The 15012-nt window shown below is 58.1% G+C and carries 11 protein-coding genes; 9 read left to right on the forward strand and 2 right to left on the reverse strand.

Annotated features, from left to right (window positions below):
* The first annotated feature begins 73 nt into the window (after positions 1-73).
* From phoB to QMN93_RS02265, 7 genes are all read left to right on the forward strand, one after another.
* Positions 74-763 (forward strand): phosphate response regulator transcription factor PhoB, encoded by a 690-nt coding sequence (phoB, locus tag QMN93_RS02235; protein ID WP_008503265.1) that lies wholly within the window; start codon positions 74-76, stop codon positions 761-763.
* 21 nt (positions 764-784) lie between these two features.
* Positions 785-2080, forward strand: coding sequence for a phosphate regulon sensor histidine kinase PhoR (phoR, locus tag QMN93_RS02240; RefSeq protein WP_048975262.1), 1296 nt, complete (start codon positions 785-787; stop codon positions 2078-2080).
* A gap of 409 nt (positions 2081-2489) precedes the next feature.
* Positions 2490-3809 carry a branched-chain amino acid transporter carrier protein BrnQ gene (brnQ, locus tag QMN93_RS02245; protein ID WP_024906795.1) on the forward strand — a complete coding sequence of 440 codons (1320 nt, stop codon included), beginning with the start codon at positions 2490-2492 and terminating at the stop codon, positions 3807-3809.
* An 81-nt stretch (positions 3810-3890) separates the two neighbouring features.
* On the forward strand, positions 3891-5264 hold the full coding sequence (proY, locus tag QMN93_RS02250; RefSeq protein ID WP_029739758.1) for a proline-specific permease ProY: 1374 nt from the start codon (positions 3891-3893) through the stop codon (positions 5262-5264).
* Positions 5265-5403: 139 nt separating this feature from the next.
* Positions 5404-7221, forward strand: coding sequence for a maltodextrin glucosidase (malZ, locus tag QMN93_RS02255; RefSeq protein ID WP_182383105.1), 1818 nt, complete (start codon positions 5404-5406; stop codon positions 7219-7221).
* Between the two features lie 88 nt (positions 7222-7309).
* Positions 7310-9925: a DUF2339 domain-containing protein gene (locus QMN93_RS02260; RefSeq protein WP_193138870.1), complete on the forward strand. Its 2616-nt coding sequence runs from the start codon at positions 7310-7312 to the stop codon at positions 9923-9925.
* A complete protein-coding gene (locus QMN93_RS02265) occupies positions 9922-11307 on the forward strand; it encodes a DUF3999 domain-containing protein (RefSeq protein ID WP_182383107.1) in 1386 nt (461 codons plus the stop codon). Before QMN93_RS02260 ends, QMN93_RS02265 begins: the two co-directional genes overlap by 4 nt.
* Positions 11308-11350: 43 nt before the next feature.
* Here the strand turns inward: QMN93_RS02265 and QMN93_RS02270 are convergent, their stop codons facing one another.
* Positions 11351-11953: a peroxiredoxin gene (locus tag QMN93_RS02270; RefSeq protein ID WP_014168840.1), complete on the reverse strand. Its 603-nt coding sequence runs from the start codon at positions 11951-11953 to the stop codon at positions 11351-11353.
* A gap of 127 nt (positions 11954-12080) precedes the next feature.
* Positions 12081-12662: an ACP phosphodiesterase gene (gene acpH, locus QMN93_RS02275; protein ID WP_029741678.1), complete on the reverse strand. Its 582-nt coding sequence runs from the start codon at positions 12660-12662 to the stop codon at positions 12081-12083.
* A 92-nt stretch (positions 12663-12754) separates the two neighbouring features.
* Between acpH and queA the strand changes: the two genes are divergently transcribed.
* Complete coding sequence (gene queA / locus QMN93_RS02280) at positions 12755-13825, forward strand: tRNA preQ1(34) S-adenosylmethionine ribosyltransferase-isomerase QueA (RefSeq protein ID WP_023310550.1); 1071 nt, start codon at positions 12755-12757, stop codon at positions 13823-13825.
* A gap of 53 nt (positions 13826-13878) precedes the next feature.
* Positions 13879-15006 (forward strand): tRNA guanosine(34) transglycosylase Tgt, encoded by a 1128-nt coding sequence (gene tgt, locus QMN93_RS02285; protein WP_003859110.1) that lies wholly within the window; start codon positions 13879-13881, stop codon positions 15004-15006.
* Positions 15007-15012: the final 6 nt, after the last annotated feature.

A 15012-nucleotide genomic window follows, 5' to 3' on the forward strand; every position in this document is an offset into this window, starting at 1 on the left:
CTGTCATAAATCTGACGCATAATGGCGCCGAATTACAAACTTGTAACTTAAATAAGATAAGACAGGGCAAAGTATGGCGAGACGTATTCTGGTCGTAGAAGATGAAGCTCCAATTCGTGAAATGGTGTGCTTCGTGCTCGAGCAAAACGGCTTCCAGCCGGTTGAAGCGGAAGATTATGACAGCGCAGTGAACCAGCTGAATGAACCCTGGCCCGATCTGATTCTGCTGGACTGGATGTTGCCCGGCGGCTCCGGACTGCAGTTTATCAAACACCTGAAGCGCGAGGCGCTGACCCGCGACATCCCGGTTGTGATGCTCACGGCGCGCGGAGAAGAAGAGGATCGCGTGCGCGGTCTGGAGACCGGCGCGGACGATTACATCACTAAACCGTTCTCCCCAAAAGAGCTGGTTGCCCGCATTAAAGCCGTGATGCGCCGAATTTCGCCGATGGCGGTGGAAGAGGTGATTGAAATGCAGGGGCTGAGCCTTGACCCCACCTCACACCGCGTGATGACCGGTGAAAATCCCCTCGACATGGGGCCTACCGAATTTAAACTTCTGCACTTCTTTATGACCCACCCGGAACGCGTTTACAGCCGCGAGCAGTTGCTGAATAACGTCTGGGGAACTAACGTGTATGTCGAAGACCGGACGGTTGACGTACATATTCGCCGCCTGCGAAAAGCACTGGAACTGAGCGGCCACGATCGCATGGTGCAGACGGTCCGCGGCACGGGTTATCGTTTTTCTACCCGTTTCTGAACAATGACAGGAGTGTGACGCGTGCTGGAACGTCTGTCATGGAAAAGGCTCGTCTTTGAACTGATCTTATGCTGTATTCCGGCCTTCCTTCTGGGGGCCTTTCTTGGACACCTGCCGTGGTTTCTGCTGGCGTCGGTCACCGGGCTGCTGATCTGGCATTTCTGGAACCTGCTGCGCCTCTCCTGGTGGCTGTGGGTTGACCGAAGTATGACGCCGCCGCCGGGAAGCGGCAGCTGGGAGCCGCTGCTGTACGGTCTGCATCAGATGCAGATGCGTAATAAAAAGCGTCGCCGCGAGCTGGGAAGCCTGATTAAGCGTTTTCGCAGCGGTGCAGAGTCGCTGCCGGATGCCGTTATTCTGACGACCGAAGAAGGGACGATCTTCTGGTGTAACGGCCTTGCGCAACAGCTGCTGGGCCTGCGCTGGCCCGACGACAATGGCCAGAATATCCTCAACCTTCTGCGATATCCCGAGTTCACGCTGTATCTGAAAAAGCGTGATTTTACCCGCCCGCATAATCTGAAGCTCAATAATGGTCGCCATCTGGAAATCCGCGTGATGCCCTACAGCGATAAGCAGTGGCTGATGGTGGCGCGCGATGTCACCCAGATGCACCAGCTGGAAGGGGCGCGTCGCAACTTCTTCGCCAACGTCAGTCACGAACTGCGTACACCGCTGACCGTGCTTCAGGGATACCTGGAGATGATGCAGGAGCAAACGCTTGAAGGCGCGCCGCGTGAAAAAGCGCTGCACACCATGCGCGAGCAAACGCACCGGATGGAAGGGCTGGTGAAGCAGCTGCTGACGCTCTCGAAGATTGAAGCGGCGCCAACGCTCGCGCTAAATGAGACCATTGATGTCCCGATGATGCTGCGGGTCGTTGAGCGTGAAGCGCAGACGCTAAGCCACAAAAAGCATCACCTGACCTTTGAGGTCGACAATACGCTGAAGGTGCTGGGCAGCGAAGATGAACTGCGGAGCGCCATTTCCAACCTGGTGTATAACGCGGTGAATCATACGCCGGAGGGGACGAATATCGTGGTGCGCTGGCACCATGCCCCAACGGGGGCTGAGTTTAGCGTGGAAGACAACGGGCCGGGGATCGCGCCTGAGCATATTCCGCGTCTGACCGAGCGCTTTTACCGTGTGGATAAAGCGCGATCCCGGCAAACAGGCGGAAGCGGCCTGGGGCTGGCAATTGTGAAACACGCGGTGAATCACCATGAAAGCCGTCTCGATATTCAGAGTACGCTGGGTAAAGGAACCCGCTTCAGTTTCGTTATTCCGGAACGATTAATTGCCAAAAAGATCGCCTGACGGCAGGCGTGTCATTTTACCTTTCCACGGGTCAGCGTCTGCTGGCCCGTTTGCTTTGCAGTCAAGCGAAACGCGGATGAATTTTATACGGCTGACTGTTTTTTGTTCGCATGATTAGCCATGGGTTTTTCTTATAAATAGCGTATTGTTCTGACGTGTATTTTCATGCTGGCATATTGTTCTGGTTTTACGATCCCACCTTGCCTTTAAACGTTATAAGCGTTTAAATTGCGCCCCAGATACTGTCAGACCGACTGTATTTGCGTGGTAAATCGAAAAACTATTCTTCTCCACGCCAGGACGGGAGCATTTCCCGCTGAAATTGAGCAAATTTTCGGCTGTATCATCCCGTCAGGGATATCGAAAATCTCAATGTTTTCAACACCACATCCACAGGCAGTAAGGTTTTATGACCCATCACTTAAAATCGCGTGACATCATCGCGCTGGGCTTTATGACATTTGCGCTGTTCGTTGGCGCAGGCAACATCATTTTCCCTCCAATGGTTGGCTTACAGGCGGGTGAACACGTCTGGACCGCCGCGTTTGGTTTCCTGATTACTGCCGTGGGTCTGCCGGTTCTGACCGTCGTCGCGCTGGCGAAAGTCGGCGGCGGTGTGGATAGCCTCAGCACCCCGATTGGCAAAGTGGCAGGCGTTCTGCTGGCAACCGTCTGCTATCTGGCCGTTGGCCCGCTGTTTGCGACCCCGCGTACGGCAACCGTGTCCTTCGAAGTGGGTATTGCTCCCCTGACCGGTGACGGTGCGATGCCGCTGTTTATCTACAGCCTGATCTACTTCGCAATCGTGATTCTGGTTTCCCTCTATCCGGGCAAGCTGCTGGATACCGTGGGTAACTTCCTGGCTCCGCTGAAAATTGTGGCGCTGATTGTTCTGGCGGTAGCGGCCATCGTCTGGCCAGCGGGCCCGATTAGCGACGCGATGGACGCCTATAAAAATGCCGCGTTTTCCAACGGCTTTGTGAACGGCTACCTGACGATGGATACGCTGGGCGCGATGGTGTTTGGTATCGTTATCGTTAACGCCGCGCGTTCCCGCGGTGTGACCGAAGCGCGTCTGCTGACCCGCTATACCATCTGGGCTGGCCTGATGGCCGGCGTGGGGCTGACGCTACTGTATCTGGCGCTGTTCCGTCTGGGCTCCGACAGCGCCATGCTGGTCGATCAGAACGCCAACGGTGCGGCTATCCTGCACGCCTACGTTCAGCACACCTTCGGCGGTGCGGGCAGTATGCTGCTGGCAGCGCTCATCTTCCTTGCCTGTCTGGTGACGGCGGTTGGCCTGACCTGCGCCTGCGCAGAGTTCTTTGCACAGTATCTGCCGCTCTCTTACCGCACCCTGGTGTTTATCCTCGGCATCTTCTCCATGGCGGTGTCCAACCTCGGTCTGAGCCACCTGATTCAGGTCTCTATTCCGGTGCTGACGGCGATTTATCCGCCGTGTATCGTGCTGGTGGTGCTGAGCTTTACTCGCCCGTGGTGGAACAACTCTTCACGAATTATTGCGCCAGCCATGTTTATCAGCCTGATTTTTGGTATCCTTGACGGGATTAAAGCATCAGCTTTCGCGCACATACTGCCGGCATGGACACAGCGTCTGCCGCTGTCCGAGCAGGGTCTGGCCTGGCTGATGCCTACCGTTGTTGCACTGGTTCTGGCGATTATCTGGGACCGTGCTGCAGGGCGTCAGGTCGCATCGAACGCTCATTAATCAACGGCAACAAACTGTTTAACCACGGGGCTTAAGGCCCCGTGGTTTTTTGTTTTTTTCGTGTTGAATGGCAAGATTTAAATGGAAAGCACTAACAAACTTAAACGTGGATTGAGCACGCGCCACATCCGCTTTATGGCGCTGGGCTCTGCTATCGGCACCGGTCTTTTTTATGGCTCGGCAGATGCCATCAAAATGGCCGGTCCCAGCGTTCTGCTGGCGTACATCATCGGCGGCGTGGCGGCGTATATCATCATGCGCGCCCTCGGCGAAATGTCGGTTCACAACCCGTCCGCCAGCTCCTTCTCCCGCTACGCGCAGGAAAACCTCGGCCCGCTGGCCGGGTTTATCACCGGCTGGACCTACTGCTTTGAAATCCTGATTGTGGCGATTGCCGACGTGACGGCGTTTGGCATCTATATGGGCGTCTGGTTCCCGGCGGTGCCGCACTGGATTTGGGTGCTGAGCGTGGTGCTGATCATTTGCGCCGTCAACCTGATGAGCGTGAAGGTGTTCGGCGAGCTCGAATTCTGGTTCTCCTTCTTCAAGGTCGCCACCATCATCATCATGATCGTGGCCGGTTTCGGCATCATCATCTGGGGAATCGGCAACGGCGGGCAGCCGACCGGCATCCATAACCTCTGGAGCAACGGCGGCTTCTTCAGTAACGGCTGGCTCGGAATGGTCATGTCGCTGCAGATGGTGATGTTCGCCTACGGCGGTATCGAGATTATCGGTATCACCGCCGGGGAAGCGAAAGATCCGGAGAAATCCATTCCGCGCGCCATCAACTCGGTGCCGATGCGTATTCTGGTGTTCTACGTGGGCACGCTGTTCGTGATTATGTCCATCTACCCGTGGAATCAGGTCGGCACCAACGGTAGCCCGTTTGTTCTGACCTTCCAGCATATGGGAATTGCCTTTGCGGCCAGCATTCTGAACTTTGTGGTGCTCACCGCGTCACTCTCCGCGATCAACAGTGACGTCTTTGGCGTGGGCCGTATGCTGCACGGCATGGCGGAGCAGGGCAGTGCGCCGAAGGTGTTCGCCAAAACCTCACGCCGCGGCACGCCGTGGGTAACCGTTGTGGTGATGACCGTAGCGCTGCTGTTCTCGGTTTACCTGAACTACATCATGCCGGAGAACGTCTTCCTGGTGATCGCATCGCTGGCGACCTTCGCGACGGTGTGGGTGTGGATTATGATCCTGCTGTCGCAGATTGCGTTCCGCCGTCGTCTGTCGCCGGATGAGGCGAAAGCGCTGAAGTTCAAAGTACCGGGCGGCGTTGCGACGACCGTCGTCGGGCTGATCTTCCTGGTGTTTATCATTGCCCTGATTGGCTACCATCCGGATACCCGCATTTCCCTGTACGTGGGCTGCGCGTGGATCGTCCTGCTGCTGGTGGGGTGGGTGTTTAAATGCCGCCGTGACCGTCAGCTGGCGGAAGCGCAGTAATATCCTTTTCCCCTCTCCCCTTGGGAGAGGGAATTTTGCCTCATCCTCCTTTCTCCTCCCCCAATAATCCCGAACGTGATGAGCTATCCTTAACCACCCTGTGGCAAGGTGACGTCAATTTCATCAGAGGGGATTCGTGATGTTAAACGCCTGGCACCTTCCGGTTGCCCCATTTGTTAAGCAAAACAAAGACAACCTTGTGATTACGCTCTGGCTGGCGGGGGAAAATCAGCCTGAACGCGTGACGCTCCGCGCCGAAATAGATAACGAAGAGACCGGCCTGAAAATGCACAAGCTGCGCAGCCAGCCGCAGCCGGGGATCACGGCGTGGCGGGCGAATATCGACCTGAATACTGGGCAGCCGCGCCGCCGTTACAGCTTTAAGCTTTTGTGGAATAACCGCCAGCTGTGGTTTACCCCGCAGGGGTTTAGCCGTTTCCCGCCCGCACGGCTGGAGCAGTTTGCGGTCGATTACCCGGATAACGGCCCGCAGTGGGTTAACGATCAGGTGTTTTACCAGATTTTCCCGGACCGTTTTGCGCGCAGCGAAAAGCGTACTGCGCAGCAGGATAAGGTTTATTACCACCACGCGGCGGGTCACGACGTCATTATGAAAGCGTGGAATGACCCGGTGACGGCGCAGGCTGGCGGCTCGACGTTTTACGGCGGCGATCTCGACGGCATCAGCGAAAAGCTGCCGTACCTGAAAAAGCTCGGCGTGACGGCGCTGTATCTCAACCCGGTGTTTAAAGCCCCGAGCGTGCACAAATACGATACCGAAGATTATCGCCACGTTGACGAACAGTTTGGCGGTGACGAGGCGCTGCTGCGCCTGCGAAAGAACACTCAAAACGAAGGCATGCGCCTGATTCTGGATGGCGTGTTCAACCACAGTGGAGATTCGCACGCCTGGTTTGACCGCCATAACCAGTCGATGGGCGGGGCGTGTCATAACCCGGACTCGCCGCAGCGCGACTGGTACAGCTTTAACGAGGAGGGCCGCGCGCTGGACTGGCTGGGCTACGCGAGCCTGCCGAAGCTGGATTTCCAGTCGCCAACGCTCGTGAATGAAATCTACGGCGGCGAAGACAGCATCGTCCGTCACTGGCTGAAGGCGCCGTGGAATATGGACGGCTGGCGGCTGGACGTGGTGCATATGCTCGGTGAAGCCGGCGGAGCGCGGAATAACCTTCAGCACGTCGCCGGGATTACGCGCTCGGCGAAAGCGGCCCAGCCGGAGGCGTTCGTTTTTGGCGAACACTTTGGCGACGCGCGCCAGTGGCTGCAGAACGATGCGGAAGATGCGGCGATGAACTATCGCGGCTTTACCTTCCCGCTGTGGGGATTCCTCGCTAACACCGACATCTCCTACGATCCGAATCATATCGACGCTGAAACCTGCATGGCGTGGATGGAGAACTATCGCGCCGGTCTGTCCCATCAGCAGCAGCTGCGGATGTTCAACCAGCTCGATAGCCACGATACCGCTCGCTTTAAATCCCTGCTCGGCAAGGATGTTGCGCGTCTACCGCTGGCGGTGACCTGGCTCTTCACCTGGCCGGGCGTGCCGTGCATCTATTATGGAGACGAAGTGGGGCTGGACGGCAACAACGATCCGTTCTGCCGTAAAACCTTCCCGTGGGAGCCAGAGAAGCATGACAAGGTGCTGTTCAGCCTGTATCAGCGGCTGGCGAAGCTGCGTAAGCAGAGTCTCGCTCTGCGCTACGGCGGCTGTCAGGTGGTCTATGCGCACGATAACGTCGTGGTGTTTGCTCGCGTCTATAACCAGCAGCGCGTGCTCGTGGCGATCAACCGGGGCGAGGCCTGCGAAGTGGTGCTGGATGATTCACCGCTGCTGAAGGTGGCTGCGTGGAAGAATAAAGAGGGCAAGGCGACGATACAGGACGGCGTGCTGGCGCTGCCTGCGGTATCCGCGACAATCTGGTTCGGCAGTTAAGACCTGCTAATGTTTCCACCTTTTAAGATGGCGCAAATGCAACTATTTGTGTCAATCTTAACGGATCGTTTACGGTGAAGGTGGAAACATGGACGAGCTTTACATCCTTGGCTGTTTGTTCCTGGTTTTTGCGCTGGTGGTTGCGCCCGTGCTTGCGGTTATTGGCTTTAATCGAAGTACGGCGGCGCGACAGGAGATCGCCCGGCTACGCCAGCGCATTGAGGCGCTTGAGCAGCGCGACGTACCTGAAAGCGCGCCGGAGCCCGTGCAGCCTACCGCGCCAGTGGCTGTGACCGCGCCGGTGGTTGAGGACGCTCCCGCGCCTGTCGACCCCTGGCGTTCCGATATTCCCGCAGCCGTGGCAGAACCCGCTCCGGCCCCGACGCCTGCGGCAAAACAGCCTTCTGCCTTTGGCGGTATCCTGACGTCGCTGGCGCGCTGGTTTATGCAGGGTAATCCGCTGGCGAAGCTTGGGATCCTGCTGCTTTTCCTCGGTCTTTCATTCCTGTTGCGCTATACCGTTGAACATTCCCTGTTCCCGCTTGAGCTGCGCCTCGTGGCAACGGCGCTGTTTGCCATCGTTCTGCTGGCGGTGGGGTGGCGGCTGCGGCATAAGCAGCGTGTCTATGCGCTGATCCTCCAGGGCGGGGCGACCGGCGTGCTCTACCTGACGGTGTTTGGCGCATTCCGGCTCTGGCAAATGCTGCCGATGACGCTGGCCTTTGCGCTTCTGGTGGTGATTTGCGCGGCGAGCGTCGGGCTGGCGGTGCTGCAGAAGGCGCTGAGCCTGGCCATGCTGGCGAGCCTCGGCGGGTATCTTGCGCCGCTGCTGTTGTCCACCGGGGGCGGCAGCTTTGTGGCGCTGTTCTCATTCTATCTCCTGCTTTCCATCGGGATTCTCGCTATCAGCATCTGGCAGCACTGGCGCGAGCTGAACCTGCTCGGGCTGCTGATTACGTTCGGCGTGGGCGGCCTGTGGGGGCTGAATGACTACCAGCCTGAAGACTATTGGGTCTGCCAACTGTTCCTGATTGCCAATACGCTGATATTTGGCGTCCTGAGCGTGGCGCTGTCGCTGCGGGCGCAGGAGAAAGGGAAGCAGATTATCGACGGCGTGCTGCTGTTTGCCCCGCCGCTGATCGGTTTCGGGATGCAGTACGGCATGACCCGGCACTGGGAGTATGGCCCGGCCCTGAGCGCGCTGGGATACGGCGCATTTTATCTTACCCTCGCGTTCCTTGCGCTGCGGCGCTATCCCTCCATCGGACGACCGCTGGTCATGGCGGCGCTGGCAATCGGCGGCGGATTTGCCACGCTCGCCATTCCGCTGGCGCTGTCGGCGCGCTGGACGGCGATGGCCTGGGCGCTGGAAGGGCTGGGTATCCTCTGGCTGGGCGTACAGCAGAACCAGCGTCGCATGAGCTATAGCGGGACGGTGCTGCTGGTGCTGGCGCTCGGCAGCGCGCTGTGGGCGCAGACGAACGGCGTTACGTCCCTCAGCCTGCTGCTGATCTTCACCATCCTCAGCCTTTGCTGGCTGGCTGCGGCCTGGCTGTGGCGGACTCTCTTTCTGCCGGTCAGCTGGGCGCTGCTGGCAGGTGGGCTGCTGTTCTGGCTCGTGGCGCTATTGGGCGCATCGCGGCTGGCACTGACGAAGGAATTACCCATTCTGGCGGGCGTGCTGGCGCTGACGGCGGCGTCGGTCTGGGGCTGGCGGCAGGCGGCTGCTCGTCTGGCGTGGCGGGAGCTGGATACCAGCAAATGGCTGCTGTGGTCGGTTATGCTGCTGATGGTGGGTTATCAGCTCTGGCACCAGCAGATCGTTGCCGCCGGCTGGTCAAATCTCGCCTGGTGCGTAGCGCTTCCTGCCGCGCTGATGCTGCTGCGGCGCGACGGTGAAAGACTCCTGCCGCGCATCGCGATGGGGCTGCATTTGTCGCTGTTCTGGATGATTTTGCTGGCGCTGGCCGCGGAGCTTTACTGGTTTGCCCGGTCGCTGCCGTGGGGCATGGCGGCCTGGGGCAGCGGACTGGCGATGGCAGCAGGCGGCGGGGTGATTATGGGGCTCTCTGCAGCCGTACGGCGTCGCGGGTGGCCGTTCCGGGAGTGGCCTGCGCTCTACGCCTGCCTGGCACCGATCCCCGTGGTCGTGGCGCTGCTGGTACTGCTGGTGGTGACCAATTTCCAGGACGGCGTGGTCTATCGCCAGACCTGGCTGCCGCTGATAAACCCGCTTGAGGAAGGCGCGGCGTTCGCATTGCTGGGGCTGGTGGTCTTTTATCGGGCAGTGGATCGCTACTACCCGGCGTGGCTCTCGCAGGCCCGCCCGTGGCCTGCCGTCGCGATGATGGCGTTTGGCTTCTGGTGGCTTAATGGTGCGCTGATGCGCGCCCTGGCCTGGTACGGCGACGTGGCCTGGAATATGGCATCGCTGTGGGATTCGCGGCTTATCCAGACCAGTTTTGCCCTGTTCTGGATGCTGAGCGCGCTGGTGGTCATGATCCATGCCACCCGTCGGGCTTCCCGGCAGGAGTGGCTCTGCGGTGCCGTGCTGCTGGGCGTGGTGATGGTTAAACTGATGCTGGTGGACAGCGCGGGCGGAGGCGGTTTGTCGCGCGCGGTGGCGTTTATCGGCGTGGCGATACTGGTTCTGATCGTGGGGTATTTCTCACCGCTACCGCCCAAAACAGGAGATGAAAAATGAAATGGATGAAAGCGGTAGCCTGTACCGCGCTGCTGGCGCTTTCCGGCCCGGCGTTCTGCGACGAGGGACAAACGGAATCGCCCCGGGACTATGCCTTTGGTCTTTCACTGGATACGTCTGTTCCTTCCCAGTGGTATCGGGTGATGCTGCCGCTCGCCGTCTATGAGCAAAGCACGTCGCCGGATCTGCATGATGTCCGCGTCTTTAACCAGTCGGGCGAGGCGGTTCCCTTCAGCCTGGTCAGCGCGACGCGTCCGCAGGTGCCAGCGCAATCCACCGCGCTGCGCCTTTTCCCGCTGGACGCCTCGCCGCTAGCGGCTTCTCGAGGATCCGGTGATAGCGATAAGATCCTGCTTCGTTCCGGAAGCGGCGTTGAGATTGTGCTGGAGGGGCAAAAAGCCGCCGCAGCCGGGCAACATTATCTGCTGACCCTGCCGGAACAGGCGACGGGCGAGATCGCTATATCCCAGCTGCAGCTGCTCTGGAATACCCCGCAGACGCCGTGGCAGGGAACGGCGTCGGTCTATTACAGCGAGGATCTTAAGCGCTGGTATACCCTGCGCGAGGATATGCCATTGCTGGACGTCGTCAGCGGTCAGGATCGTCTTAAGCTCGATCGGATCGATACCGATACCGTTTTATCTCCCGATGCAAATCGCTATCTCATGGTGGTGCTGAATGCGCAGAGCCAGGGGATAACTTTGACCGGCGTAAACGCAATCAGCGCACCCGCGCAGGCAGGCCCGGAAGCGGTCGACCTTGAGGGCGAAGGGGAGCAGCTATCGACAAGCGAAGCGCAGTGGCACTGGGCGCGCCCGCAGCCGCTGAGTGCTGTCAGCCTCTCACTGAATGGCGATGGCGTCCTTCCCGTGGAGATCGCGTGGCGGAGTACGGAAAAAGACGCATGGCACCCGCTTAAAAAAGAGGTTCTTTACCGTCTTGAGGGAAAAACGTCGCCACCGGTTTCGCTTAACGGGGGCCTGGTGCAGGCAGTGAAAATCACGACGCTGAATGCGCGTCTGCCAGAATACCTGCCGGGCGTCACGGGACATCGCGACCGCTATGACCTGGTGTTCAACGCGCAGGGGAAAGCGCCGTACGTGCTCGCCTGGGGCAACGGCGCCGCGAAGCCTGCCAGCGTGGAGCCCGGCATGCTGATCCCGGCCGACCTGCGCAAGACCTATGATATGGCGAACCTGCCGCAGGCCGACATTCTGGATGATGTTGCGTTAGGCGGCGAGGGGCGTCTGACCGCTACCTCTGCGGCTGAGCGGGAGAGCAGGATGAACACGCTTCTGGTATGGGGCGTGCTGATTGCGGGGGTGATTCTGCTGGCGGGCATGGCCTGGCGTATCTGGCGAGAGACGCAGCGTAAGGCATAAAAAAAGGCCCGCATAAGCGGGCCTTTTTCGTAAACCGTGCCGATTACAGGCTGGATACGTTCTCAGACAGGTATTTAGCCACGCCGTCTGGAGACGCGTTCATGCCTTCTTTACCTTTTTCCCACTGAGCCGGGCACACTTCGCCGTGCTCTTCGTGGAACTGCAGCGCGTCAACCATGCGCAGCATTTCGTCGATGTTACGACCCAGCGGCAGATCGTTCACAACCTGGTGACGAACGATGCCGTTTGCGTCGATCAGGAAGGAGCCACGCAGCGCAACGCCAGCGTCCGGATGTTCGATACCGTAAGCCTGCTGGATTTCGCGTTTGATGTCCGCAACCATTGCGTATTTCACCGCACCGATGCCGCCTTTGTCGACAGGGGTGTTACGCCATGCGTTGTGTACAAATTCAGAGTCGAAGGAGACGCCAACAACTTCCACGCCACGCTTCTGGAATTCTTCATAACGTTTGTCGAAGGCAATCAGCTCAGACGGGCAAACGAAAGTGAAGTCCATTGGCCAGAAGAACAGAACGGTCGCTTTACCGTTGGTGTGCTGTTTGAAGTTGAAGTTTTCAACGATTTCACCGTTGCCCAGAACTGCTGCAGCTGTAAAATCCGGAGCCGGACGAGTTACCAGAACCATATGATTCTCCTGTAGATACTAAGGTTATTTGGAACGCAACGCGAGCCAGTATAGAGAGTGTTCATGGATAAGACAAAGAGGTGGTGACAATCGTTCCGCCAGCTTTTACCTATCAATGTGAATTCTGTCAGAGCTGTTTGTTTTTCGCCTGTACCATCATCCGCGGGTAAAACTGCCAGAAACGCGCTTCCAGGGCATCGTAATGTTCATCCAGGTCATACCAGGAATCCCGCAGCGCATCCAGTCGCGGTCGGCGGCTCGCCATCCCGTTCAGCACGTTCTGGATGAAATCCATCTCGCGATAGCGCTCCAGCCAGCGTTCCGACCATAAATAGTTATTCAGATTCACAAAGCGCGGCGGCGAGTCGGGCAGAATGATCGACACCTGCTGGTGGGCATAGCGCACAAACGCCGGCAAGGGCATCTCCGGCGACAGCTGTTCCCAGTGGCGCGACAGAAAGTGATCCCACATCACGTCGAGCGTGATCGGCGCAACGCGGCGCGTTTCAGGGCGAAACCACGCTTTGGCTTCCGTCACTTCCGGCAGCTTATCCGTCAGCACGTCGATGCGGCGGTGCATGAAAATCCCGTCGACAACCTCCGGGGAATAGTCCTCAGCGGGGTTGCCGCGTACGAAATCGGCCAGCAAATTGCCGGACAGGGAGCTGTCAGCGAGGTGAGCGAGATGCAGGTGAGCGAGAAAATTCATGCGTTTTATTTGTCCGGGGGCGGCTAGTTGTTGCAGCAAAAGGGTGTGAGCACTAGACTATGCCGCCTGTTTTTAAGTCACGAGTATACGTCATGCGCGTCGCCGATTTCTCCTTTGAACTACCTGAATCCCTGATTGCTCACTATCCCATGCCTGAGCGCAGCAGCTGTCGCTTACTGTCACTGGATGGGCCAACGGGCGAGCTGACGCACGGTACTTTCACCGATTTGCTCGACAAGCTCAACCCTGGCGATCTGCTGGTCTTTAACAATACCCGCGTGATCCCGGCGCGCCTGTTTGGCCGTAAAGCCAGCGGCGGCAAGATTGAAGTGCTGGTCGAACGTATGCTCGATGATAAACGTATTCTGGCACATATTCGCGCGTCTAAGGCGCCGAAGCCGGGCGCTGAACTGCTGCTGGGCGATGATGAGAGCATCAAAGCGACCATGACCGCGCGCCACGATGCGCTGTTTGAGGTGGCGTTCGATGACGAACGTACGGTGCTCGATATCCTGAACGCCATCGGCCACATGCCGCTGCCGCCGTATATTGAGCGTCCGGACGAAGAGGCCGATCGCGAGCTGTACCAGACCGTCTACAGCCAGAAGCCGGGTGCCGTCGCTGCGCCGACCGCGGGCCTGCATTTTGATGAGCCGCTGCTGGAGAAACTGCGCGCGAAGGGCGTGGAGATGGCGTTCGTGACGCTGCACGTCGGGGCGGGAACCTTCCAGCCGGTGCGCGTGGACAGCATTGAAGATCACATCATGCACTCTGAGTATGCCGAAGTGCCTCAGGATGTTGTGGACGCGGTGCTGGCGGCGAAAGCGCGCGGTAGCCGCGTCGTGGCGGTCGGTACAACGTCCGTACGCTCACTCGAGAGCGCCGCGCAGGCGGCGAAGAGCGATCTTATCGAGCCGTTCTTTGGCGATACGCAGATCTTTATCTACCCGGGCTATCAGTACAAAGTGATTGACGCGCTGGTGACCAACTTCCATCTGCCTGAATCAACGCTGATTATGCTGGTGTCGGCATTTGCCGGTTATCAGCATACGATGGCGGCCTACAAGTCTGCGGTAGAACAAAAATATCGCTTTTTTAGCTACGGGGACGCGATGTTTATCACGTACAATCCGCTGGCTTTGAATGAGCGTGTCGGGGAATAAGTCCGCGGCACCGTTTTACAACGTTGGACTGTTTTTCTGACGTCGGAGAAAAAATGAAATTTGAACTCGATACCACCGATGGCCGCGCGCGTCGCGGTCGCCTGGTGTTTGATCGCGGCGTGGTGGAAACCCCCGCGTTTATGCCTGTGGGCACGTACGGCACCGTAAAAGGGATGACGCCGGAAGAAGTAGAAGCCACTGGCGCACAGATTATCCTCGGCAACACCTTCCACCTGTGGCTGCGTCCGGGTCAGGAGATCATGAAGCTCCACGGCGACCTACACGATTTCATGCAGTGGAAAGGCCCAATCCTGACCGACTCCGGCGGCTTCCAGGTCTTCAGCCTGGGCGATATCCGCAAGATCACCGAGCAGGGCGTACACTTCCGTAACCCGATCAACGGCGATCCGATTTTCCTCGATCCCGAAAAATCGATGGAGATTCAGTACGATCTCGGCTCTGACATCGTCATGATCTTCGACGAATGTACGCCGTATCCGGCCGACTGGGATTACGCAAAACGCTCCATGGAGATGTCTCTGCGCTGGGCGAAGCGTAGCCGTGACCGTTTTGACTCCCTGCAGAACAAAAATGCGCTGTTCGGCATTATCCAGGGCAGCGTTTACGAAGATTTACGCGATATCTCTGTTAAAGGTCTGGTAGAGATAGGTTTTGATGGCTACGCTGTCGGCGGTTTGGCTGTGGGTGAACCGAAGGAAGACATGCACCGCATTCTGGAGCATGTCTGCCCGCAAATCCCGGCGGATAAACCACGATACCTGATGGGCGTGGGTAAACCAGAAGATCTGGTTGAAGGCGTACGCCGCGGCATTGATATGTTCGACTGCGTCATGCCAACCCGCAACGCGCGTAACGGCCATTTGTTCGTTACCGATGGCGTGGTGAAAATCCGTAACGCGAAGCATAAGAGTGACACCAGCCCGCTCGATTCCGAGTGCGATTGCTATACCTGTCGCAATTATTCTCGCGCGTATCTGCATCATCTCGATCGTTGCAACGAGATTTTGGGCGCGCGTCTCAATACCATTCATAATCTTCGTTATTATCAGCGCTTAATGGCTGGTTTACGTAAGGCTATCGAAGAGGGTAAATTAGAGAGCTTCGTGACTGATTTCTACCAACGTCAGGGGCGGGATGTTCCACCGTTGAACGTTGATTAATTTTAA

This window comes from Enterobacter sp. R-1.6.2, assembly GCF_035064085.1.
Lineage (GTDB): Bacteria > Pseudomonadota > Gammaproteobacteria > Enterobacterales > Enterobacteriaceae > Enterobacter > Enterobacter asburiae_B.